Source organism: Ruegeria sp. AK11, assembly GCF_056541095.1.
The window spans coordinates 596,883-620,275 of the sequence record NZ_JBQFXU010000001.1 but is presented as its reverse complement, the minus strand read 5'-3'; the positions used below and the strand labels follow the sequence as shown (position 1 = coordinate 620,275).

Below are 23,393 nucleotides of genomic sequence, written 5' to 3'. Positions count from 1 at the left end.
TGCATTGCCATACAAGAGGAGAGTTTGCCTTTTTCTTTCCCTCGGCAAGTTCCTGCTTTAATGTCGGTCTGCGAACGCCAAGGTGTTTGCATTGACGTTGATAATTATGGTTCCTGCGGATTATGAAACCTGCCTTTGCGCTGTCTTTTTCTGCGACCAGAATATCACTGTATCATCACTCGGATGACGAATGGTTCGTTATCGGCTCGATTCCCTTGGATTCGCCGGACCTGTCCGGTCAGATGCAGGTTTTGCGGGAAAACGCCTTTGCGCTGGAAAACGACCTGAGCTGCAAGCTTGTTTTGCCTTCCGAACAGGTTCGATACCTTCAGGTTGCAACCGATGACTTACCCCCCGAAGACACGGTCGAACGTATCGAGAGCGCACTTGCCGACGCAACGCCTTACGCTTTGTCCGAACTCAGTTACGACTATCAGACCGAAGGCGGCATCACCTATGTTGCAGCTGTTGCGCAGGAAACGCTGAGCGAGGCGCGGGCCTTTGCCTCGGACCATGGTTTCGTACCGGTTTTGTTTTGCGCCGAGGAAGACGCAGACGCATTCCCCCGAGAGGCATTGTTCACAGAACGTTCGGGCGCATCGAAAACCCGCCCAACAGAGCCCCCGCTGTCGGTAAAAAACACAGACCAGCCCGAACCGGCAAAATCCGCTGGGAAACCAGCGCATCCCATTGCAGGCACGGCAGCACCAAACGTGTTTCTGACCCCCGAAACACCTGACAAAAAGTTTGCGAATACGAAAGCGCAGGCACCGCGCATTGCGATCCCGGCATTTGCCGCGGCGGTTCTTCTTGGCGGCGTTTTCGGCGTTTGGCTGGCCTTGGACAGCGGTGGAGAAACAGATCAGGTCGCACTGAGCCCAACTCCAACCGAGATAGGTGTTTCCGCGCCGGATATCGACGCCCTGCCACCGACAGTGCCCGAAGTTGCAGCAATTGCGCCTTCGGAAAAATTGCCGCCTGAGCCTGCTCTGGACGGGGACGTGCCCCCAACACCAGAACCTACTGACGCCGAAGCCGAAGAACAACCGGAACTCACGCCTACCGACGCGGCAATCCTTGAGGCGCTCAAGGTGGCCCCGACCCCTGTTGAATCTGTGGCTCAGGACCCCGAGGCAGATGAGGATATCAGCGCTGCCTCCGGTGTGAATGTAACGCCTCCGGCCGCTTTGGACGTGCCAGAAGCCCCGGAACCGGACGAGTTGTATCTGACGTCGATTGACAAATCCGACCTGTCCAGCGATGCGGTTGCCCTGCCCCCGGCTTCCAGTTTCGATACTGACGAACCCTTTGTTCGGGACGTGCAACATGGCATAGCAGGAGCGCGGTTCAATCTGGATGATCGCGGGCTGGTAACGCCCACGCCGGAAGGGACGCTGAACCCGGATGGGATTGTCGTTTATCAGGGCCGACCGTCGAAGGTTCCGCCAGCAACGCCAGTGCGTTTCGAGGATGAACCCGTACTTGACGAGGTCGACGAAAGACTGGCCGGTCTTCGCCCCAAACCTCGCCCCGCAGATCTGGTCGAGAGCTTCGAACGCGGGCAGTTGGGGGGGCGGTCGCTGGCAGAGCTTTCGGCCAAGCGACCAAAAGCACGCCCAGACAGTCTGCAAGCGCGCACGGAAGTCGACGAGACGCCAACCGCGTTGGCCGTTGTCCGCGTCCCGCGCCCCAGGTTGCGACCGGCGGGTCTGGACACGGCAAAGGCACCTGCTTCTGGTAACTCCAATCTTGGATCAACGGCCGCGCTGGACCAGAGTTCAGACGACGCAGGATCGTTTCAGGCGAAATCGGTTGCACCCAAGATTCCCACAACCGCATCTGTAGCCCGGCAGGCCACGCTCGATAACGCGATCAACTTGCGTCGCTTAAATCTGATCGGCGTTTACGGCACACCCGCAAACCGTCGCGCCTTGGTCCGGCTTCCCAGCGGGCGCTACAAAAAACTGAAAGTTGGGGACAGTATTGACGGCGGCAAGGTCATTGCTATCAGTGACAGTGAACTGCGTTATCAAAAGAAAGGTCGCAACGTGACCCTGGCGATGCCGCGCAGCTGACATAGGCGCTCAAAGCCGTGACCGATCACCTGTAGACAGGCACGTCAGAGGCAGCAGAACCGCCCCCGACTTATTGGTTCATTTGGATCAAGCCGCGGAAATCTCGCCGCTTTCGATCTGTTCGCGCTCGATGGATTCAAACAGCGCCTGGAAGTTCCCTTCGCCGAAACCATCATCACCCTTGCGCTGAATGAACTCGAAGAAGATCGGGCCGATCACCGTTTTCGAGAAGATCTGCAACAGAATGCGCGTCTCGCCCCCGTCAACGACACCTTCGCCGTCGATCAGGATGCCGTGTTTCATCATCCGGTCCAGCGGCTCTTCATGACCGACCACGCGGGTCCTGGACATCTCGTAGTATGCTTCATTCGGACCCGGCATGAACTTCAGGCCGTTTTCAGCAATGGCATCGGTCGAGGCATAGATGTCATCGCTACCAACCGCGATATGCTGAATGCCTTCACCTTTGTACTTCTTCAGGTAAGACACGATCTGCCCGGTCTCGCCGCGGTCCTCGTTGATCGGAATACGGATGCGCCCGCAGGGTGATGTCAGCGCGCGGCTGTAAAGGCCGGTGAATTTTCCCTGAATGTCAAAGAAACGAATTTCACGGAAGTTGAACAGGTCGCCATAGAACTTGAACCACTTGTCCATGTTGCCCTTGTAGACATTGTGCGTCAGGTGATCGAGATAGAAGAACCCCTCGCCCCGAGGTTTGGATTCCTTGATCCATTCGAATTCCAGATTATAGGGCGAAGTGTCGTAGTACTGATCAATGAAATAGATCAGCGACCCGCCAATGCCCTTGATCGCAGGCACATTCATGGTTTTGTCAGCGTCGTCGTAAGGTTCCGCACCCTTTAACACGGCATGCTCGTACGCTTTTTGCGCGTCCACGACCCGCCAGCCCATCGAAGGCGCGCAGGGCCCATGTTCGGCTACGAATTTAGCTGCAAAACTGTCCGGGTTGGCATTCAGGATGTATGTGACATCCCCTTGCTGCCAAAGCTCGACGGCAGGATCTTCCTTGTGGCGGGCCACCAGATCAAAGCCCATCTTTGCGAACAGATCACGCAGCTCCTGCGGTTCAGGATGAGCGAATTCGACGAATTCAAACCCATCTGTTCCGGCAGGGTTTTCTTCGCTGATCACAGATTTCGGGGCATTGTGCGGGAAAGGGCCCATGGGCGTCTCCTAGGAAAACAGGAATTTCTTTGCTGAATCAAAAATACGACTTTTCTGACGCTGTTTCTGCGCATTGTTTTTGTATAAACTGCAAGATGACGCGCAAAATGCGCATATCAGTTAATAAAATCAGGATTTTTCCGCACATGTTGGATGCAACCGACAAGCGACTGCTTTCCGCGCTGCAAAAAGATGCACATCTGACGGCGCAACAACTGGGTGAAATGCTGAACCTGTCGCCCAGTCAAGCGGGTCGCCGCCGACAGCGGCTTGAAGTCGAAGGGTACATCACCGGATATGCTGCCCGGCTGGACCCGCTGAAACTGGGCTTACAGGTGCAGGGGTTCGTTCAGGTGCATCTGGGCACCCATGGCCCCGAGCAATCCGCAAGCTTTGCCCGCATGGTCGACACCCGACCCGAGATTACCAGTGCATGGACAATGACAGGTGAGGCAGACTATCTGCTGCACATCTACTGTGACGACCTGTCCGCCCTCAACAGCTTGCTACATCATGTGATCCTGCCGCATCCTGCCGTTGCAAGAGTACAAAGTCAGATCGTAATGGATCAACTTAAACGCGACGCCCCCCTTCCCACCTGAAAAGGTTCTGAGGACACACATGGACGACTTTCTATATCAGGCTTCAATCTATCTGGCAGCGGCAGTCATTGCCGTTCCCCTGTCTGCCAGACTGGGGTTGGGATCCGTGCTGGGTTATCTTGCCGCCGGGATCATTATCGGACCCGCACTGGGCCTTGTCGGAGCGGAAACCGAAAATCTTCAGCATGTGGCCGAATTTGGCGTGGTTATGATGCTGTTTCTCATTGGTCTGGAACTGGAGCCACGCGCCCTGTGGGACATGCGCGACAAGTTATTGGGTCTGGGCGGATTGCAGGTGTTGCTGTCAACAGTCGCTATTGCTGCCGTGGCCATGTACGCCAACCATCCCTGGTCGGTTGCCCTGGCGGTAGGGTTGACCCTTTCGCTTTCATCGACCGCCATCGTTCTTCAAACCCTGTCAGAAAAAGGCCTGATGCAGACAAACGGCGGCCGCGCGACATTTTCGGTTCTGTTGACGCAGGACATCGCGGTGATCCCAATTCTGGCTTTGTTGCCACTGCTGGCGCTGCCCGCCATGCCACGTTTCCAAGCAGATGGATCGATTGACCGGGGGGCAGGAGGATCACATGGCGCAGGCGATCACAGTTTGTCGCTGGTCGAAGGGCTGCCGGGCTGGGCCGTCACCCTTGTCACAATCGGCGTTGTGGTGTTTGTCATTCTGGCCGGTGTCTACCTGACAAGACCGTTGTTTCGCTTCATCCACGCAACCCGTCTGCGCGAGATGTACACCGCACTGGCACTGATGATTGTCGTGGGCATTTCGTTTCTGATGACACTGGTCGGCCTATCACCTGCCCTGGGCGCGTTCCTGGCAGGCGTTGTTCTGGCCAGTTCTGAATTCAGACATGAAATGGAAAGCGACCTTGAGCCGTTCAAAGGATTGTTTCTGGGGCTGTTTTTCATCACGGTCGGTGCCGGAATAGACTTCGGTTATTTTTTCAACGACCCGCTGGACCTGATTGGACTGGCGCTGCTTGTGATACTTGCCAAGGGGATCATCCTATTTCTGGTGGGCAAGGCCTTCAAACTGCGGGGACGTGATCACTGGTTGTTCACCCTTGGGTTGGCGCAGGCTGGTGAGTTCGGTTTTGTCCTGCTGGCATTTTCGACGAAACAGAATGTCATTCCGCCCGACCTGTCGCAGAAACTGCTGATGATCGTTGCTCTGACGATGTTGATCACGCCGCTTCTTTTCATCGTCTACGATGCGTTGTCGCGGAAGATTGGCGATTCCGCGGCCAGCCCCGAACCTGACGTGATTGACGAAAAGGGCCCGGTCATCATCGCCGGCATTGGTCGCTTTGGTCAGATCGTCAACCGGCTGGTGCGGGCCAGCGGTTTCAAGACAGTCGTTCTGGACCACAATATTGAAACGATTCAGCTGATGCGCCGATTTGGCGTCAAAGGCTTTCTGGGCGATCCCACTCGGCCGGAACTGTTGCGCGCGGCGGGATTGGACAAAGCATCCGTTCTTGTCGCCGTTATGGATGATCACAAGCAAGTCACACGGCTTGTCAGCTATGCCCGACGGCAGCGTCCTGACCTTCACATCATCGCCCGCGCCCGCGACCGGACCCATGTATACGAGTTGTATCAGGCGGGTGCCAATGACATCGTGCGGGAAATGTTCGACAGTTCGCTGCGCGCAGGTCGCTATGTTCTGGAGAATATCGGACTGAGTGAATACGAAGCAGCCCAGGCTGAACAGACGTTTTACCACCATGACAGGAAGGCGGTGCGCGATCTGGCCGAGCTTTGGGTCCCCGGAATGCCAATCGCCGAAAACAAGAAATACATCGAGCGTTCGCAGGCGCTGGAAAAGGATCTGGAAACCGCGCTGCTGGAACTGGCTGAAGAGCACGCCAAGAAATCGGCCTGACCCAAGCCTTTGCCCGGGTCAGATGCGAGTTCAGCCGTCCGAAACCCCAGCTTCGGCAAAGGTTGCCATGCCGGAATGACAGGCGACGGCACTTTTCAGAATGTTGATCGCCAGCGCCCCGCCGGACCCTTCGCCCAACCGCAGGCCAAGGCTCAGCAACGGCTCTTTGCCCAATTTCGCCAGCACGGCACCATGGGCCGCTTCGGCACTTTGGTGGCCTGCCACGGCATGATCCAGCGCGCCATCGGACAACTTCCACAAGCAGGCTGCGGCGGCCGAACAGATGAACCCGTCCAGGATCACCGGGATGCGCAACACCCGCGCAGCAGCAATTGCACCCGCCATTGCGACTATCTCGCGTCCACCCAGACAGCGCAGGATGTCCAGACCATCATCTGACGCGTGTTTGGCGACACCCTCGGCCACGACACGGGTTTTGTTGACCAGACCTGCGTCATCCACACCAGTTCCGCGACCTGTCCAATCGGACGCGTCGCCACCAAACAGAGCACAGGCAATAGCCGCAGCCGGGGTGGTGTTGCCAATACCCATTTCGCCGACCACCAAAAGATCAGATTGCGGATCAACGGCCTGCCAGCCAGTGCGCAACGCGGCTAGCAATTCATCCTCTGTCATGGCTGGGGCTTGGGTGAAATCCGCGGTCGGCTTGTCCAGATCCAGCGCGTGTACATCCATCTTCGCGCCTGCGGCCCTGGCCAACTGATTTATCGCCGCCCCGCCATGTTCGAAATTCATCACCATCTGCACGGTCACTTCCGGTGGAAAGGCCGAAACACCCTGCGCGGTAACACCGTGATTTCCGGCAAACACAATGACCTGAGGCGCGCTGATCTGTGGACGGGCGTCCCCTCGCCATCCTGCATACCAGACCGCAAGATCCTCAAGCCGACCAAGCGCACCAGGGGGTTTGGTCAATTGTCCATTTCGTTCGGCCGCGCCCTGCACCGCAGCGGCATCCGGGCCCGGAGCCCCCGCCAGGACAGCACGGAACGTGTTCAAATCATTCAGTTCAGGCAGCATGAAAGCCTCATTGCATCAGAGTGGTCCTGCGTGTTTAACCGAAGGATCGAAACCAACAAGACCCCGAAAGGCACGGGCGTGCAAAAAAACGACACCAAACCGTTTTCCCTGTGGGATGTTCCGCTGGCCCTGGTGCTGTTGACCCGCCTGCCCCTGCCCCGTTTGCCCAAAGCCGTGTTTGCCCGGCAGGCACAATCGGTATGGGCATTTCCACTGGTTGGGCTGGTCGTTGGCGGGCTGGCATGCCTGACCGGTTGGCTGGCGATGGGGTTTCAACTGCCCCCGTTTGTCGCAGCCTCGTTGCTGGTCGCGGTACTGATCCTGTTGACGGGCGCTATGCACGAGGATGGTCTGGCCGACACGTTCGACGGGCTTTGGGGCGGTTTCACCGCTGAACGTCGGCTGGAGATCATGAAGGACAGCCAGATTGGAACGTACGGCGTGCTTGCCTTGATGATCTCGCAGATTTTACGAATATCCGCGATTTCCACCATGCTGGCTGTTGGTCCGATCTGGATGGTTGTTGCAGCTTGCGTATTTTCCCGCGCCCTGATGCCAGCTCTAATGGTTCTTCTTCCAAACGCCAGAAAGTCGGGCCTGAGCCATTCAGTTGGCACCCCCGGCGCAGGATCAGCCTGTATCGCTGTGGGCATCGCGATTCTGGTCGCTTACAGCTTGTGCGGAAGTCTGGCGCTTACCGCGATACTCTTCGCGGCTTTGATCGTCGCTGTTTTGGGGCTCGTCGCGAAGACCAAGATCGGCGGTCAAACCGGAGACATTCTGGGCGCATCACAACAATTGGCGGAAATCACATTTCTGCTTGCCATCAGCGCCCAGATCTAAGACGCGCCCCCGGTTTCAATTCGCAACGTATCGCCGCAATGTTTGCAATGCACGGCGTCGGGGTCGTGCCGGTACAGCCCGCAGCTGGGGCATTTGTGGCGGACCTTCTGTGGCGCGAAAATCGCCTGCGCCAGCCGGACGAACAAGGCTACGCCAACGACCATAATGAAGACGGAAAACATTTTGCCGCCCGGTGTGACCAAAGTGATGTCGCCAAACCCGGTCGTGGTGAGCGTCGCCATGGTAAAATACAGCGCGTCTATGTAAGGCGTTTGCGCGTCTTCGGGGATAAAAAATACCAAAACGGCCGTCGAGGTGGCAAAAACAAAGACCAGCAGGTTGATCGCCGCAATAACTGCGTCCTCGTGCGTGCGGAAAAAACGGCTGTCGCGCCGCAGATCCCAGAGCAGGTGATATGAATGGATCAGACGCAGGGCACGTAAAATCCGCAGGAAAGCGAGGTTGCCTGTCAAAAACGGATCAAGCACCAGCGAGAGGATGACCACGATATCCGCCACTGTGTAAATCTGGCGCAAAAATCTCCAGCGGTCTTTTGAGATCCAGAGCCGCGCAGAGAAATCCAGAAAAATCAGCACACCGACCAGTTGGCTTGCAACGGTTAAGCCCGGCCCATGCGGGATGTGCGCCGTCCCGACAAAGAAAATGATTGTCGCAACATCGAACAGGATCAGTGCATACCTAAACCAGACCGAAACAGGGTCGTGTCCGATGTACAGGTATTTCACAGTCTGCTTCATGTGCGTCCGGTAATCTGCTGCATACACAGTGAAATTAGCGCCACTTGAACAATTCACCAAGCCACGAAAAAGGCCGCCCCAAATTTGGAGCGGCCCGTATTGTCAATGTACCTTCGATCAGGCAGCGCGTGAGGTCAGAACCTCGTCAACCTGTTTGGCGGCTGACACCTCGCCAGCGCCTGAAACAGCCGCGACCTCACGGGTCAGACGCTCCAAGGCAGCTTCATACAGCTGGCGCTCGGAATAGCTCTGCTCGCGCTGATCATCGGTGCGGTGCAGGTCACGGACCACTTCGGCGATCGAGATCAGATCACCCGAGTTGATCTTCTGTTCATATTCTTGTGCGCGACGGGACCACATGGCGCGTTTCACCTTGGCCTTGCCTTTCAGCGTTTTCATCGCCTGGCTGATCACATCAGGCGAGCTGAGCGACCGCAGACCGGACTCGGTTACCTTGTTGGTCGGAACGCGCAACGTCATCTTGTCTTTCTCAAATGAGATGACGAACAGCTCAAGCGAGAATCCCGCGACATCCTGTTCCTCGATCGAGATAATCTGGCCCACGCCATGGGCGGGGTAGACAACATAGTCGTTCGGGCGGAACTCGAGCTTTTTCGACTTTGTCATTCAGTTTTTTCCTTGCTAGCGGACGGGACACGGACAACAAAAGCACCACATGCGGGGACTGTCTCAGCCCCGTCAGGCGGCGATATTGTCACAAATTCAGAACTCCAAAGTGAGCATACTTACGGAGCGCATCCCAATCTCGGTCATCATGTAGATATAGTATATCACAAATTTACGACGCCCGAAAGTTTACCTTACGGGAATTTATCATATTCAACCTGCATTCAACAGGTTGTGCCGCGGTCTTTATGCCAAAACAGGCCGCTTGGAACGAATCACTCAGCCGCCTTCGCCGGGCGCTTCCGAGAAATACTTCTCCATCTTGCCCTCTTCACCGTCACGCTCCTCCGCATCTGGTAGTGGGTCTTTCTTGGTGACGATCACCGGCCATTGTTCGGAATACTTGCGATTGAACTCGACCCACTCCTCCATGCCCGGCTCGGTATCGGGGCGGATCGCGTCGGCGGGGCACTCGGGCTCGCACACGCCGCAGTCAATGCATTCGTCAGGATGGATGACCAGCGTATTTTCACCTTCGTAGAAACAGTCCACCGGACACACTTCGACACAGTCGGTGTATTTGCAGGCGATACAGTTTTCGGTGACTACATAGGTCATGGTCGGATTCCTGTTTGCGGTTTGAGCGACTAGCTAATTCAGTCTGGCCCGCTCTTCAAGACAGGATCAGTGATCTTGCGGGCGAGAAAGATCAATAGCGCGTCGATCTTTCTTGGTTGGTCGACCTTTTCCCTCGAAACCCGGATTTACAGGAGGCGCTTCCTGCTTTTCGGTCATATCAAAGTACAGCGTTTGCGCCTCGGGCGCCGGACCGCGGCGTTCCCCCAGTTTTTCCACACGTATAACGCGGACAATGCGGCCCTGCGAGAAGGTCAGAACGTCACCGGGGGCCACGGTCTGCGCCGGTTTCAGCACCCGGTTTCCATTCAGCCGGACATGGCCACCACTGACCTGTTTGGCGGCAAGGCTGCGGGTCTTGAAGAACCGCGCCTGCCACAACCATTTGTCAATTCGCAGTTTGGCCTCGGCCATCTTGCGTCAATTGCCGTCCTTCAGACCCATAAGCGCTGCGGCGAACGGGTTGTCGGGATCAATGGCCTTTTCCTTTTTCGGTGGCCGTGACGAGAAGGTCTTGGCACCCTGCGGCTTGCCGCCCTTCTTGCCGTGCGGTTTGCCACGGCCGTCCTGCGGTTTGCCCCGTGGTTTCCCCTTGCCCTGCCCCGGCTCGCGGCGCGGGCCACGGTTCGGCTGGCGCTGACGACCCCAGGTGAAGGTGTAGAACACTTCAACCTCGGGTTCATCCGACGCAGGTGCCGCAACCTGACCCTCTGCGACGGCCTCGGCTGCCGCCTCGGTGCTTTCGGTGGCCTCGGCTGGTGCGGCGACCTCTTCTGAGGCCGCGTCAGGTGCTGGCGTCTCGTCGATAACGGCTTGTTCCGCCGCCTCTGTCTCAGGCTGCTCTGCCGGTGCCGGTTTGACCTTGTCACGCTCGCCGCGCTCGGCTTTGTAGCCGAGCCCCTGCATCAGGTCTGCAAACTGTTCAAGCGTCATGCCAGTGATCGACAGCATATCCGGCTTGGCTTCGAACCCGCCACGGCTGTCTTCCGCACGAAGCATGTCCGCCAGACGTTCCAGCATATCGATACGGATCGATCGGTCGCCCGCATCGCGGTAGCCGCACATGGTATCGTAACCTTGCGGTGCATCTTTGGCGACCGGTACTGTTACCAACCCCGGAGGGGGTGCTTCGGGGAATTCCTGCAAACCGCCATACAGCGCCCACAGCACCAGGCGCAGACGCGTCGGTGCGGGCTTCAGCAAGAGTGGCATGAAGATGGTGAACTGGCCAAACCGGATACCGTGCTTGCGCAAGGCGCCGCGGGCGTCCTGATCCAGATCCTTGACCTCTTGTGCGACACCGGCGCGCGGCAGTACGCCCAGCGCCTCGACCATGCGGAAAGCAAACCCTTTGGCCAGACCGTTGAGTTCCTCGTCGCGCGACAGATTCAGCAACGGCTCGAACAGCGCAGCGATCTTGCGGTCGATGAAATGCTGTAACCGGCGCCGCACCTTCTGTTCGACATCCGGACCGGCGGCTTCGTCCACAAAAACCTCGACCACGGGCTTGAGAGGCTCGGCCCCGGCAACCAATTTGCCAACGGCATATTCGCCCCACATCAGGCCGCCCTGATCGGTGAAATCAATTTCGGTATCGGGCGCATTGTAGAAGCGATCGGCACGCAGATGGAATTGCGGCGCGAGTGCTTGCAAAGATGCCGATTTGAGCGCTTTCGCCTCGGTTCCTTGCGCGCTTTTGTCCGGGCTGAACCGGAATCCTTCCAGACGACCGACGAATTCGCCTTCGACGGTCACTTCACCCTTGTCATTTACTTCGGCCAAAAGGGCCTCCTTCTGTTTGAGCCGCCGCAACAAAACCGATGTACGCCGGTCCACAAATCTTTGAGTCAGTCGCTCATGTAGTGCGTCAGACAGTCTGTCTTCTACAGTGCGCGTTTCGTCACGCCAATGTGATTCGTCACGCACCCAACCGTTTCGTTGCGCAACATATGTCCAGGTGCGAATATATGCCAACCTTTTGGATAACGCATCGATATCCCCATGGGTTTGGTCAATCCGCCGTATCTGCCGGGCCATGAAATCATCGGGAATACTGCCGCGTTCGTGCAGGTGGCCATAGATCACTTCCAGAAGGCTGGCGTGCTCTGCATGGCTGATGCCGCGAAAATCAGGGATTCTGCACACATCCCACAGCAATCGGATGGATGGACCGTCACTTGCACGGGCGGCAATCTCGGCCTGTTGTGACAGCGATTTCAACACATTCAGGTCATCAGCAGGGCGGGCTTTGATCAGGTGTTCGTCACTCGGACTGACCTCAAGCGAGCTGATCAGCGCATCAATCGAGCCAAACCGGAGGGCGGCATTCCGCCAGTTCAACTTTTTCATCGGCGTAAACCGGCTGTCCATGATTGCCTGCGCGACACCTTCGTCCAGCGGCGGCGCCTCTCCGGTCACGCCAAAGGTGCCGTCCGACATGCCACGCCCGGCCCGGCCTGCGATCTGGGCCAGTTCATTCGGGGCAAGCGGGCGCATCCGCCGCCCGTCGAATTTGGTCAGGGATGAAAATGCAACGTGGTTTACATCCAGGTTCAAGCCCATGCCGATGGCATCTGTGGCAACCAGATAATCAACCTCGCCATTCTGATAAAGCTCCACCTGAGCATTCCGCGTCCGCGGGCTGAGGGCACCCATGACCACCGCCGCGCCACCTTTCAGACGGCGCAAAAGCTCCGCGATGGCATACACATTCTCAACCGAAAACCCGACAATAGCGCTGCGGGCAGGCATCCGGCTGAGTTTCTTCGAACCGGAATAGACCAACTGTGACATCCGCTCGCGCCGGACAAACTGCGCCTCGGGTACCAGCGCGGCAATCGGGCCGCGCATGGTGTCAGAGCCAAGGAAAAGTGTCTCGTTTGTTCCGCGCGACCGAAGCAGGCGATCCGTAAAGACATGGCCGCGCTCGGGATCGGCACACAGCTGGATTTCATCAATTGCCACGAAATCCGCGCCCATACCTTCGGGCATCGCTTCGACCGTGCAGACCCAATACTGGGTCCGGGGCGGCACGATCCTCTCTTCGCCGGTAACTAAAGCAACAACCGATGGCCCGCGGATGGCGACGATCTTGTCATAGACCTCGCGCGCAAGCAGACGCAGCGGCAGACCGATGACACCTGTGCGGTATCCCAGCATCCGTTCGATTGCGTAATGGGTTTTACCTGTATTCGTAGGGCCCAAAACGGCCACTATTCGGGATGACCCGCTCACCTTTGCCCCCTGCCCGGACCTTACAGCGCTGCGCCGTCGATCTGCGGCTTCAGTCGATTCACCGCATTGGTTACTTCTTCGTGGTGGGGATGTATAGCCAATGCCCGTGAATAGGCGTCGTAGGCTTTGTCAGGTTGTCCGATAATCTCAAAGATCAGGCCCAGACCATAGATTGCCTCGTAATTGTTGGGATTCAGGGTCAGGGCATGTTCCAGATCGGCAGCGGCCATGCCAAACCGTTCGATCCCGAAAAAGGCCGAAGCGCGCAGGTGCCAGCCTTCAGCAAAATCGGGCGCATGGTCCGTCAGGGCGGTCAGATGTTCCAGCGCCGCACCTACGTCACCGTCATCCAGCGCTTCACGGCCACGTTCCAGCAGCAGATCGGCCGATGCTGAACCGGACCGGGCCCACAGAGCTTGCAACTGCCGATCCAGAGCAATGGCCTGCTCGGGCGTCGATTGGGCAAGTTTTTGCAGCAATTCGCCCTCATCGCGCAAATCCGCCTGTTGCGCGAGGCAAGTGGAGGAAATCGTGACTAGGACAAAAAGTGCCGCGACGATACCTTTGAGATTGTAGATTGCAATGCTCATAACAATAGTCAGTGTAGCGTTGCGACCGGGGATGTCCATTCACGGCGCACTAACAATATGAGGAAAAACATGAGCGAGACTCTTGAAAAGGCAGCCGCCGCTTTGAATGAAAAACTGGAAGGCGGCGCGTTTGATGCCTCGGCCAAGTTTGATATCGCCGATCTGGGTGCCATTGTCCTGGATTCTAACGGTGCGCGGGTCAGCGACGACGATGCTGATGTCACCCTCAGCGCGGATGCCGACACGTTCGAACAAATCCTCAGCGGTGAATTGAACCCGACAGGTGCGTTCATGTCCGGCAAGCTGAGCATTGATGGCGACATGGGTGTTGCCATGAAGCTGGCATCGGTACTGGCCTGATGGAGTTCTCGCCGGCCCCTTTGTTTGAAGACGTGGCCGGCGGCCCCGCCGGTGGTAAGGCCCACTGGTTGACGACGTCGGATCAAAAACGCATCCGCGTTGCTCACTGGCTTCCGGGCGGAAAGGCACATGGCACTGTCATGATGTTTCCGGGACGCACGGAATACATAGAAAAATACGGCAATACTGCCAGCGAATTCGTAGAGCGTGGGTTCGCCACGCTGGCCGTCGACTGGCGCGGTCAGGGTCTTGCGGATCGGTTGCTGGACGATGCTCGGGTCGGACATGTCGATCAGTTCACCGATTACCAGCAGGACGTTCAGGTCACCCTGAAACTTGCAAGCGCGCTGGACCTGCCAAAACCATGGTACGTGGTCGGGCATTCGATGGGCGGTGCAATCGGGTTGCGTGCCGTCATCGAGAATGGCTGCTTTGCCGCGTGTGCCTTCACGGGCCCGATGTGGGGAATTTTCTTCACCCCGGTCATGAAACCCCTAAGCCGCGTGACAGCCTATTGGGGCACAGCACTTGGCCTGGGCGAGCGGACGCCCCCCACCACGACGCTCAAAAGTTATGTCCTGTCGCAACCTTTCGAAGGCAATATGCTGACCCGTGATCCAGACATGTACCGGATGATGCAGGATCAGTTGAATGAGCATCCTGAACTTGCGCTGGGTGCCCCATCAAATCTGTGGCTGCGCGAGTCGCTGGATGAATGTGCTTGGTTGATGGAACAGCCCGCCCCAAAAACACCCTGCCTGACATTTCTGGGCAGCCATGAGCAAATCGTTGACCGCAAGGCAATTCGTGCGCGCATGGCCAATTGGCCCAACGGAACGCTGATCGAAATCCCGGATGGTGAACACGAGGTGCTGATGGAAGCACCCGAGGTTCGAGGGCCGGTTCTGGACAAGATTGCGGCGCATTTTCTGGCCAATCAGGCCAATGGCGCATCCGAGCTGGTTTCCTCGTAAACCCTTTCACCTTTGGAATTGGCCGCTTGTGATCCGGGCGCGCCAGCCCTAGATGTTTGCAAAAGCAGTCTACTAAAGGTGATCCATGCGCGACCTTCCCTTCCCTGTCCGTGACGCGAACGCAATCGGTGGTTCCGGCAATCTGGGCAATCTTCCGGAATGGGACTTGAGCGATCTCTATACCTCGGAAGACGCACCCGAATTAGCGCGCGATCTGGATTGGCTGGAAGGTGAATGTGCCGCGTTTGCTGCTGATTACGAAGGCAAGCTGGCTGATCTGGAGGCCGCAGACCTGCTGACCTGTGTGCATCGCAACGAAAAGATCAACGCCATCGCCGGGCGTATCATGTCCTTTGCCGGTCTGCGCTATTATCAACTGACCACAGATGCAGAGCGCGCCAAATTCCTGTCGGACATGCAGGAAAAGATCACGATCTTCACCACTCCGCTGGTGTTCTTCACGCTCGAGATCAACCGGATCGAAGACGATGTTCTGAAGGCGCATTTTGCGGCGAACACGGATCTCGCCCGCTACGAACCTGTGTTCCGTCGCATCCGCGCAATGAAGCCCTATCAGCTGTCTGATGAACTGGAAAAGTTCCTTCATGATCTGGGGGTTGTCGGCGACGCGTGGGAACGTCTGTTCGACGAAACGATTGCCGGACTGGCATTTCATGTCGACGGTGAAGAACTGAACATCGAAGGCACCCTGAATCTGCTGACGGAACAGGACCGCGCGAAACGTGAGGCCGCGGCACGTGAACTGGCTTCGGTCTTTCAGGACAATATCAAAACCTTTGCCCGCGTTCACAACACGCAGGCCAAAGAGAAAGAAATCGTCGATCGCTGGCGCAAGATGCCGACCGCTCAGACCGGGCGTCACCTGTCGAACGATGTCGAGCCCGAGGTGGTCGAGGCCCTGCGTGAGGCAGTCGTGGCCGCCTACCCCAAACTGAGCCATCGCTATTATGAGCTGAAGCGCAAGTGGCTTGGACTGGACGTCATGCAGGTCTGGGACCGCAACGCGCCCCTGCCCATGGAAGACACGCGTATCGTGAATTGGGAAGAGGCCCAAAAGACGGTGATGAACGCGTATAACGCCTTTGACCCCCGGATGGGTGAAATCGCGGCGCCTTTCTTCTCAAAAGGATGGATCGACGCGGCGGTGAAACCGGGCAAAGCGCCGGGGGCCTTCGCCCATCCGACAGTTACAGATGTTCACCCCTATGTGATGCTCAACTATCTGGGTAAACCGCGCGATGTGATGACCCTTGCCCATGAACTGGGACACGGTGTCCATCAGGTGCTGGCCGCCGGCCAGGGCGAGATGCTGTCATCCACCCCGCTGACGCTGGCGGAAACCGCCTCGGTCTTTGGTGAGATGCTGACGTTCCGCAAGATGCTGGAACAGGCCGAAACCCCGGAACAGCGCAAGGTTCTGCTGGCTGGCAAGGTCGAAGATATGATCAACACGGTGGTCCGCCAGATCGCCTTCTACGACTTTGAATGCAAGTTGCACGCCGCCCGACGTGAGGGCGAGCTGACCCCGGATGACATCAACGCCCTGTGGATGAGCGTTCAGGCCGAAAGCCTTGGCCCCGCATTCGAATTCATGGACGGGTACGAGACCTTCTGGGCATACATCCCCCACTTCGTCCACTCGCCCTTTTATGTCTATGCCTATGCCTTCGGCGACGGCCTCGTGAACGCGCTTTATTCGGTATACGAAAGCGGCGCGGAAGGGTTTGAGGACAAGTATTTCGACATGCTGCGCGCTGGTGGTTCAATGCACCACAAGGAACTGCTGGCCCCGTTCGGCCTGGACGCCAGCGACCCCAAGTTCTGGGACAAGGGCCTGTCGATGATCTCAGGCTTCATTGACGAGTTGGAGGCGATGGAGGGTTGAGACGCCCTCGACAGAGGGTCGCGACATCTGCCTTGCTGAAAAAACCTGCCATGCCCGGCACTGTCGCGCCCAAGGGGCCCCTGAACGCCCGCTACGCGGGACGAAGCTGGCGTTGAACAGCTTTGGACCGGACTTTATGGTAAAAGTGATTTCTCAGTGAAGAAAAGTAACCTTGAATGCTGGATGGCCATTGAAACTTCTTACTCAATTGATGGCAATCGCCACAATTCTGTTCGCACAAACAAGCTATGCAGAAGGCACTCGGTTTGGTCGCCTTGATGGGTCATACCTTATCGCCAACATGGAAAGAGAGGAAATCTGGTCAGCCGAGTTCAATGAGGCATTTATTAGATACACCTGCTGAGAGTGCGCTTCTCCGGTCACAGCTCTCTTGGAAGCCATCACGCCTTACACGTCTGAACACTATGGAAGTTTGAGCGAAAGGTATCTTTCAGAACGCAAGGTTTATTGCACGGAATTGGTAGTAAGCGGCGCCGGTCAATGCCTGAAAACACGTCCAGCACGTATGCGTGGAGGTTCTTTGTCAGGATTTATCTCTGAACAAGACATTGCAAGTCAGCGAGAAATCGAAATCGTGTTCTTTTACCATGAACGAGAGTTTGGCCCTGAACTAATCCGAACCAAGATATTGCTCGAAGATGGCGCAATCTTACCAATTGATGCCCTGGGAATGTTTCGAGAGCATATGGCAAAGCTTACAATATTCTGGTGATCGAACAGTTTGCGTAGCAATAAGTCTGGGCTTGTAGCAGCCGTACCTGAGATCACTTCAACTGGCTGTCTTTTGACCCACGCCGATTGACGCCGCCACGTGCCTTGTACGCACCATCCCGTTCCTGCTGGCAATCAAGGCACAGCTTCACGCCCGGCAAAGCAACGCGGCGTTTCTCAGGGATCGGCTCTTCGCATTCGGCGCAATGGGTCAGGCTTTCACCAACAGGCCGCTTTTGCGCCTGCATCCGCGCCAGTTCATCCGAAATCGACGCTTCGATCTGTTCGCTCACTGCGCCGTCGCGCGCCCAGCCTCCGGCCATGGGTCATCTCCTGCTAAACGTAAGCAAAAGGATAGCCGAGCCCGCGCGCAAAGGGCAAGTTACAGCGAAACTGCGCCCTCGAACACGCGGTCAATCACCTCTTGCGTCCCCTGAGAGAATTCCAGCGGACAGGGATATTCTGCCCCTTCCCTGACCGAGCGGCAGAAGGCCTCGACCTGAAGCTTGTAATGGTCTGCGCCGGGGAACCGGGTGACCAGCACCTCAAGCCCCGGACGATGCAACTCGACCCGGGCTTCACCAAACACACGCGCATTAAACGGTGTAGTCAGGCGGATCAGGCCATTTTCCCCGTGAAACACCATTTCCTGATGGGGATGCATCCGAATGGACACGTAGCTTGAGTAGGTAAAACCGGGGAACTGCGCGCGAATTTCGGTGAAGATGTCGATATCATCCTGCCAACGGATGGCTGACTGTATCGCCACCGGTTCCTGCCCCGTTGCAAACCGGGCTCCGCCAATTACGTAAACACCGATGTCTCGCAATCCGCCGCCGCCCGTTTCAGCGCGGTTTCGAATATTCTGGGTATCTGCCCGATTGTCGAAACTGAACGCTCCGGTTACGTGCACCAGATTGCCGATTGCACCATCCGCAATCAGTTTACGTGCCAGTTGCCACTGGGGGTGATGCACGATCATATACGCCTCGGCGGCAAGCAAGCCGCTTTCGTCGCGCTTTTGGATCAATGCGTCAAACTCGTCCGCCTTCATAGTCATCGGCTTTTCGCACAGCACATGCTTGCCGGCATCCAACGCTTTCAGGCTCCATTCCACATGAAGATGGTTGGGCAGTGGTATGTAGACCGCATCAATACCGGGGTCCGCCAACAGCGCATCATAACTTTCGAACACGTTCAGATCGGGACAGAACGACGAAAAAGGTTCAGCCTTTTCCGCGTCTGACGTCGCCAGCGCAGCCAGTCGCGCCCCGTTGGCGGCATGTATCGCTGGTGCCATGTATTCACGCGCGAATTTCGCGGCACCTAACACGCCAAACTGAACCGGTTTTTGCATAACGCTCTCCATAGATGTTTGAACCCCAAAGGGTTCGTGACCCTGCGAGATCCGCAGGATCGACCTGTCACACCTTCATCGAAATGAAACGCGTCCTTGCAGTACCATAGCTTTGGCCCTGCGGCCATTCTTTTGGCTTCACAGTCCGGATAGCGGTCATACGCTTTCAGCAGGAAATGATCTGTCAGGACGCGCCGGGCACGTGCGCGAAGAGGCGGTTTCTTCGCACAAGTGTAATAACCAGCCCGCAGCTATTGCAGGCTGGTATTGTGGTCAGCTGACACCCAGCATCCCTTTTTCACGTGCCAGATCCCGCATTTTCTTTTGCAGCTTCTCGAACGCGCGAACTTCGATCTGACGGATCCGCTCGCGGCTGACATTGTACTGCGTGCTAAGGTCCTCCAGCGTCACCGGCTGATCCAGCAAGCGGCGCTGGGTCAGGATGTCCTTTTCACGGTCGTTCAACACGTCCAGCGCCGCAGCAAGCAACTCGCGACGCGCTTCCAGTTCATCGCGCGCCTCATAGTCTCCGGCCTGGTCGGCGTCTTCATCCTCAAGCCAGTCCTGCCATTGCATCGTGCCTTCGCCATCGGACCCGACCGTGGCATTCAGGGACGCGTCCCCGCCGGACATGCGGCGGTTCATGCTGATGACTTCCTCTTCGGTCACGCCAAGATCATTGGCAATTTGCGCGACGTTTTCGGGGCGCAAGTCGCCCTCTTCCAGTGCGCCGATACGCGCCTTGGCTTTGCGCAGGTTGAAGAACAGCTTTTTCTGCGCCGAGGTTGTGCCCAGTTTCACCAGCGACCATGACCGCAGGATGTATTCCTGAATCGAGGCGCGAATCCACCACATGGCATAGGTGGCCAGACGGAAACCCTTTTCAGGGTCAAAACGTTTGACCGCCTGCATCAGGCCCACATTGGCTTCGGAAATCACTTCGGCTTGCGGCAGACCGTAGCCGCGATATCCCATGGCAATCTTGGCCGCCAGCCGCAGGTGCGATGTCACCATCTTATGCGCGGCTTCTGTGTCCTGCTCTTCAACCCAGCGCTTGGCCAGCATGTATTCTTCTTCCGGCTCAAGCAGGGGAAACTTGCGAATCTCCTGCATATAGCGGTTCAGGCCGCCCTCGGGCGTCGGCGCGGGGAGATTTGCGTAATTTGCCATTATGATGTCCCTCCGACAAATGTTTAAGTCTTTAACATGGGATATGGGTAAGGAACCCATCCTGTTCAAGAGGTGCTGCTAACAGTCTGAAATTAATCTTTCATGAAGGAAAGATAAGAAACTCTTACTCACAGGACTTTGCTTATTATGTCAGCGGTGCGCGAAGCGCGGCAATCAGGTTCTCCATATCTTGCGGCAGTTCGGCTTCAAACCGCAGGTTTTCGCCCGTCACCGGGTGCTCGAACCCCAAAACGGCGGCGTGAAGCGCCTGCCGGGGAAAGCCGGACACGCATTCGGCAGCGGCAGGCGCAAACGCCTTGATGGCCAATTTCCGCTTTCCACCATAGACCGTATCCCCGACAAGCCCATGCCCTGCATGGGCCATATGAACGCGGATCTGGTGCGTTCGCCCGGTCTCGAGCCAGCATTCGATCAAAGCCAGACCAGCAGGCGCGCCGAATTTTTTAACAACCCGCGCACGCGTCACCGCGTGGCGCCCGCCATGAAATAACACCGCCTGCCTTTGACGGTCGGTCTTATGCCGCGCAAGCTGGGTCGTCACACGCATGATGTTGCCCGGCTCAAAGCTGACACCTTTGACGCCGCGCAAACGAGGATCACTTGCATCCGGAACCCCGTAACACACAGCACGGTAATAGCGCTCGACGCTATGTGCTGCGAATTGCTCGGCCAGCCCGTGATGCGCGGCGTCCGTTTTAGCGACCACCAGAAGACCGCTGGTTTCCTTATCGATCCGGTGAACGATACCGGGGCGTTTCACCCCCCCAACACCTGACAAAGCGTCACCGCAATGGTGTAGCAAGGCGTTGACCAGCGTACCCCCGGGCGAGCCCGGCGCGGGGTGCACCACCATGCCTGCTGGCTTGTTGACGACGATCACGTCTGCGTCTTCGAAAACAACCTCAAGCGGGATGTCTTCAGCACCGATATGGCTGTCTTCCGCCTCGGCTACAGTTATGGCGACCTGCGCCCCTTCGGACACTTTGGCCTTTGGGTCCTGAGTCCGGGTCCCGTCGATCCGAACCGCGCCATCCTCGATCAGGCGCGCCAACCGCGTGCGCGACAGGTTTTCACCGTCTGGCACATCCCGCGAAAGCGCCTTATCAAGGCGAGGCGGCGGATCGGCCGCAATCTGAAACTCAATCTGGCGGGTGCCCATGACTGTCCCTTCCGAACCCCAAGAACCGCAGGAAACCCCGCAGCTACGATTGCTGCGGCGGATGGTCATGCTGCTGACCGCGGTGATGATTGGCGGGGTTCTAGTGACATTCGCCCTGATTGTCATCCGCCTATCAGACCGCACCCCCACCCTGCCTGATCAGATCGACTTACCCGATGGTGCCCGAGCGCAGGCCCTGACCATTGGATCCAACTGGTATGCGGTCGTGACCGACGACAACCGCGTCCTGATCTATGACAAGACAACAGGAAAGCTGCGTCAGGAAATCGCCGTCGAGTAACCGGATCAGTTCGGGAACAGACGGGTACCGACCCAGGCCTCACCCATCTGCACATCCAGTTCGGGCGTACGCATCTTGCGTTTTCCGCCAAACGGGCAGAGCGTGATTTCGCCCAGATAAATCTTGTCGCCAATTACATAAAGGTCCACCCGCGCAAACTCGACACGTTGCCCGACGGCTTCGGCAATTGCGACCATATCGTCAAACACCTCTGGCTTGGGCTCGGTGTCATCGCTTGTCTGGAAATACAGCTCTTTCGGGATGAAGTTGAAATCCCGGTCGTGGATCATCTGCACATGCCCTCGAGAGCGGTCCCGGTCGACCTGAACAATCTGGACCTTTCCGGCGACAACCCAGAATTTCCAGTCGATGATATCCTGACCTTCAGCCGCCAGATCCTCTTCAAGGAAATAGCGCGTTTCGATCGTGGAATACCACCATTCTGCCGCCCAGAAGCCATGGGGAATGGGTTTATTGCTCCAATTGTTAAGCTTTTCCTGGGCCAGGTTGCGGTCTTCTGTGTTCATGGGCCAAGTGATCCTGTGGTTTTGCCCCTGCCCGTTATTGCATTTGAGCCAATAGCTGCCGGGCTCGAGGTCGAGGTCTTCCGGCAACTCAGGCGACGATGAAACCCAATAGCGCTTCACCGGTGTAACGAGGTTCCTGGCTGGTTCTGGGATATAACTTTCCGCCGTCAACTTATCCGCCGCCGACACTTCGGGCATCTCGGCAAACAGCTTCATGACCAGCATCTTCTCAGTCACGGTCTTGGGGTTGCTCAAGTCAGGCAAATAGCGCTGATTGTTGGCAAACCTCGACAATGACATAGACATGGCATTCAACCGCAATGCGTCATTGGCATAGTGATCCCAACCTCGCTGATGACCCGATTGGGGTTTGTCATTCACCCCATAAAGCCCTTTGTCTTTTATCTTATCCAATTCAACCTGGGCAAATTTGAAGAACTGCTCAGAATTTGCGACCTGAGCTACGGACATCACGCCGTTGGTGGCCTCACTGATTTCCTCTTTGCTGATCCGCAAATCCGGAAGCGAGTCGGGAAACTCAATTTTCTGCGGCGCGCCCCGCCCTCTGCGTGGCAAAGGTGCATTGGCAGGACTGATCCCCAAACCGCGCAGCCTTCGATCCAGAAATGAATGACGTTTTACACCCTTGGCAATCCACCAACGCATCCGACGGCCCCAAAGATGGACGGCCTGCGTCTGATCCGTAAGGTACTTTTTTCGAAACTCCCGCGCTGGAATGTCGTTCGCCTGCCCCGTTTGCCGAAACGGCAACGGGTAAAACACCGGGGGTGGGCTGGCGTGTTCTATCTCGCCATGATGTCGCAGAAACCACGTCATGACACCGGGTCCGTAAACACTGTGTGCCTGATCCGAGGCATGAGGCAACTCACCGGCCTTTTTCTGGCGCTCCAGATTCTCGCGTTCCTCACCTTCTACCCAAGGACGGATCGGGAATGGATCAAGACTGTATTCCGTATACGCTTTCAGCGCGGGGCTGTCGGACGGCAACCGCATGATCGCATTGCAGATCGTATTGCGATTGAAGAAGCCGAAAATATGATCCGCTTTCGGGATCGGTTTCAAAGAAATCACATCCGTATCGCACCAGAGAAAATCGGTTTTTTGCATCAGCTGCAGCCTGAAAATATCAGATTGCGGAACCGGTGTTTTGAACTGGTTGTTCATAATGAACCGCTGCGGTTCGTGAACTTCGTTCGCCGAAACCAGTTCGATACCTTCGGGTACATTCTCGACTTCGTCATAGTGGAACAGCACGACCTTGTGTCCGTTCGCGACAAAAGACAAAAGGCACATCTGCTCCAGAAAACTGAGAGGACCTTCCAACCAGAGCATTCCGATTGTGGGAAGAGTATTTTCCGCGGCCATATGCAGTTT

22 protein-coding genes are annotated in these 23,393 nt (G+C 56.9%); 9 read left to right on the top strand and 13 right to left on the bottom strand.

Annotated features, from left to right (window positions below; translation table 11 throughout):
• Positions 1 to 122: 122 nt before the first annotated feature.
• Positions 123 to 2,075, top strand: a complete 1,953-nt coding sequence (locus ACR0D9_RS03150; RefSeq protein ID WP_480537634.1) for a hypothetical protein — start codon at positions 123 to 125, stop codon at positions 2,073 to 2,075.
• An 87-nt stretch (positions 2,076 to 2,162) separates the two neighbouring features.
• Here ACR0D9_RS03150 and hppD read toward each other — a convergent pair whose 3' ends face one another.
• Positions 2,163 to 3,260, bottom strand: a complete 1,098-nt coding sequence (gene hppD, locus ACR0D9_RS03145) for a 4-hydroxyphenylpyruvate dioxygenase (RefSeq protein WP_480537632.1) — start codon at positions 3,258 to 3,260, stop codon at positions 2,163 to 2,165.
• Between the two features lie 146 nt (positions 3,261 to 3,406).
• On the opposite strand from hppD, the gene ACR0D9_RS03140 reads away from it, so the two are divergent.
• Positions 3,407 to 3,862 carry an Lrp/AsnC family transcriptional regulator gene (locus tag ACR0D9_RS03140; protein WP_209504202.1) on the top strand — a complete coding sequence of 152 codons (456 nt, stop codon included), beginning with the start codon at positions 3,407 to 3,409 and terminating at the stop codon, positions 3,860 to 3,862.
• A gap of 19 nt (positions 3,863 to 3,881) precedes the next feature.
• On the top strand, positions 3,882 to 5,762 hold the full coding sequence (locus tag ACR0D9_RS03135) for a monovalent cation:proton antiporter-2 (CPA2) family protein (protein ID WP_209595914.1): 1,881 nt from the start codon (positions 3,882 to 3,884) through the stop codon (positions 5,760 to 5,762).
• Between the two features lie 30 nt (positions 5,763 to 5,792).
• On the opposite strand, the gene cobT is transcribed toward ACR0D9_RS03135, so the two are convergent.
• Positions 5,793 to 6,803 carry a nicotinate-nucleotide--dimethylbenzimidazole phosphoribosyltransferase gene (cobT, locus tag ACR0D9_RS03130; protein ID WP_480537630.1) on the bottom strand — a complete coding sequence of 337 codons (1,011 nt, stop codon included), beginning with the start codon at positions 6,801 to 6,803 and terminating at the stop codon, positions 5,793 to 5,795.
• A 78-nt stretch (positions 6,804 to 6,881) separates the two neighbouring features.
• Here cobT and cobS point away from each other — a divergent pair, with 78 nt between their 5' ends.
• Positions 6,882 to 7,646 (top strand): adenosylcobinamide-GDP ribazoletransferase, encoded by a 765-nt coding sequence (gene cobS, locus ACR0D9_RS03125; protein WP_480481366.1) that lies wholly within the window; start codon positions 6,882 to 6,884, stop codon positions 7,644 to 7,646.
• Here cobS and ACR0D9_RS03120 read toward each other — a convergent pair.
• From ACR0D9_RS03120 to ACR0D9_RS03095, 6 genes are all read right to left on the bottom strand, one after another.
• Complete coding sequence (locus ACR0D9_RS03120; protein WP_480481368.1) at positions 7,643 to 8,404, bottom strand: potassium channel family protein; 762 nt, start codon at positions 8,402 to 8,404, stop codon at positions 7,643 to 7,645. The two genes, cobS and ACR0D9_RS03120, sit on opposite strands and share 4 nt — an antisense overlap.
• Positions 8,405 to 8,521: 117 nt before the next feature.
• Positions 8,522 to 9,031 carry a CarD family transcriptional regulator gene (locus ACR0D9_RS03115; RefSeq protein WP_209504207.1) on the bottom strand — a complete coding sequence of 170 codons (510 nt, stop codon included), beginning with the start codon at positions 9,029 to 9,031 and terminating at the stop codon, positions 8,522 to 8,524.
• 279 nt (positions 9,032 to 9,310) lie between these two features.
• Positions 9,311 to 9,649, bottom strand: a complete 339-nt coding sequence (fdxA, locus tag ACR0D9_RS03110) for a ferredoxin FdxA (RefSeq protein ID WP_170616129.1) — start codon at positions 9,647 to 9,649, stop codon at positions 9,311 to 9,313.
• Between the two features lie 66 nt (positions 9,650 to 9,715).
• A complete protein-coding gene (locus ACR0D9_RS03105) occupies positions 9,716 to 10,081 on the bottom strand; it encodes an RNA-binding S4 domain-containing protein (protein ID WP_480537628.1) in 366 nt (121 codons plus the stop codon).
• A 6-nt stretch (positions 10,082 to 10,087) separates the two neighbouring features.
• Positions 10,088 to 12,901 (bottom strand): helicase-related protein, encoded by a 2,814-nt coding sequence (locus ACR0D9_RS03100; RefSeq protein WP_480537626.1) that lies wholly within the window; start codon positions 12,899 to 12,901, stop codon positions 10,088 to 10,090.
• A 20-nt stretch (positions 12,902 to 12,921) separates the two neighbouring features.
• Entirely contained in the window at positions 12,922 to 13,491 is a 570-nt protein-coding gene (locus tag ACR0D9_RS03095; protein ID WP_480537624.1) for a tetratricopeptide repeat protein, read from the bottom strand.
• Between the two features lie 69 nt (positions 13,492 to 13,560).
• Here ACR0D9_RS03095 and ACR0D9_RS03090 point away from each other — a divergent pair, with 69 nt between their 5' ends.
• The 4 genes from ACR0D9_RS03090 (at position 13,561) to ACR0D9_RS03075 (ending at position 17,464) form a co-directional block, all read left to right on the top strand.
• On the top strand, positions 13,561 to 13,851 hold the full coding sequence (locus ACR0D9_RS03090) for an SCP2 sterol-binding domain-containing protein (protein WP_209504212.1): 291 nt from the start codon (positions 13,561 to 13,563) through the stop codon (positions 13,849 to 13,851).
• Positions 13,851 to 14,825: an alpha/beta hydrolase gene (locus ACR0D9_RS03085; protein ID WP_480537622.1), complete on the top strand. Its 975-nt coding sequence runs from the start codon at positions 13,851 to 13,853 to the stop codon at positions 14,823 to 14,825. The genes ACR0D9_RS03090 and ACR0D9_RS03085 overlap by 1 nt, the downstream gene beginning before the upstream one ends.
• 85 nt (positions 14,826 to 14,910) lie before the next feature.
• A complete protein-coding gene (locus tag ACR0D9_RS03080; RefSeq protein WP_480537620.1) occupies positions 14,911 to 16,731 on the top strand; it encodes a M3 family oligoendopeptidase in 1,821 nt (606 codons plus the stop codon).
• 391 nt (positions 16,732 to 17,122) lie between these two features.
• Positions 17,123 to 17,464: a hypothetical protein gene (locus ACR0D9_RS03075; RefSeq protein WP_480537618.1), complete on the top strand. Its 342-nt coding sequence runs from the start codon at positions 17,123 to 17,125 to the stop codon at positions 17,462 to 17,464.
• Between the two features lie 52 nt (positions 17,465 to 17,516).
• On the opposite strand, the gene ACR0D9_RS03070 is transcribed toward ACR0D9_RS03075, so the two are convergent.
• From ACR0D9_RS03070 to ACR0D9_RS03055, 4 genes are all read right to left on the bottom strand, one after another.
• Entirely contained in the window at positions 17,517 to 17,786 is a 270-nt protein-coding gene (locus ACR0D9_RS03070; RefSeq protein ID WP_480485956.1) for a DksA/TraR family C4-type zinc finger protein, read from the bottom strand.
• Positions 17,787 to 17,845: 59 nt separating this feature from the next.
• Complete coding sequence (locus ACR0D9_RS03065) at positions 17,846 to 18,820, bottom strand: Gfo/Idh/MocA family protein (RefSeq protein ID WP_480537616.1); 975 nt, start codon at positions 18,818 to 18,820, stop codon at positions 17,846 to 17,848.
• Between the two features lie 273 nt (positions 18,821 to 19,093).
• On the bottom strand, positions 19,094 to 19,990 hold the full coding sequence (rpoH, locus tag ACR0D9_RS03060) for an RNA polymerase sigma factor RpoH (RefSeq protein WP_480537614.1): 897 nt from the start codon (positions 19,988 to 19,990) through the stop codon (positions 19,094 to 19,096).
• Between the two features lie 145 nt (positions 19,991 to 20,135).
• Positions 20,136 to 21,170, bottom strand: coding sequence for an RluA family pseudouridine synthase (locus tag ACR0D9_RS03055; RefSeq protein WP_480537612.1), 1,035 nt, complete (start codon positions 21,168 to 21,170; stop codon positions 20,136 to 20,138).
• Between ACR0D9_RS03055 and ACR0D9_RS03050 the strand changes: the two genes are divergently transcribed.
• The gene (locus tag ACR0D9_RS03050) at positions 21,169 to 21,471 is read left to right on the top strand and encodes a DUF6476 family protein (protein ID WP_209504220.1); all 303 of its coding nucleotides are present in this window, start codon (positions 21,169 to 21,171) and stop codon (positions 21,469 to 21,471) included. The two genes, ACR0D9_RS03055 and ACR0D9_RS03050, sit on opposite strands and share 2 nt — an antisense overlap.
• 5 nt (positions 21,472 to 21,476) lie before the next feature.
• Here the strand turns inward: ACR0D9_RS03050 and ACR0D9_RS03045 are convergent, their stop codons facing one another.
• Positions 21,477 to 23,384, bottom strand: a complete 1,908-nt coding sequence (locus tag ACR0D9_RS03045) for an ATP-grasp fold amidoligase family protein (RefSeq protein WP_480537610.1) — start codon at positions 23,382 to 23,384, stop codon at positions 21,477 to 21,479.
• Between the last annotated feature and the right edge of the window lie 9 nt (positions 23,385 to 23,393).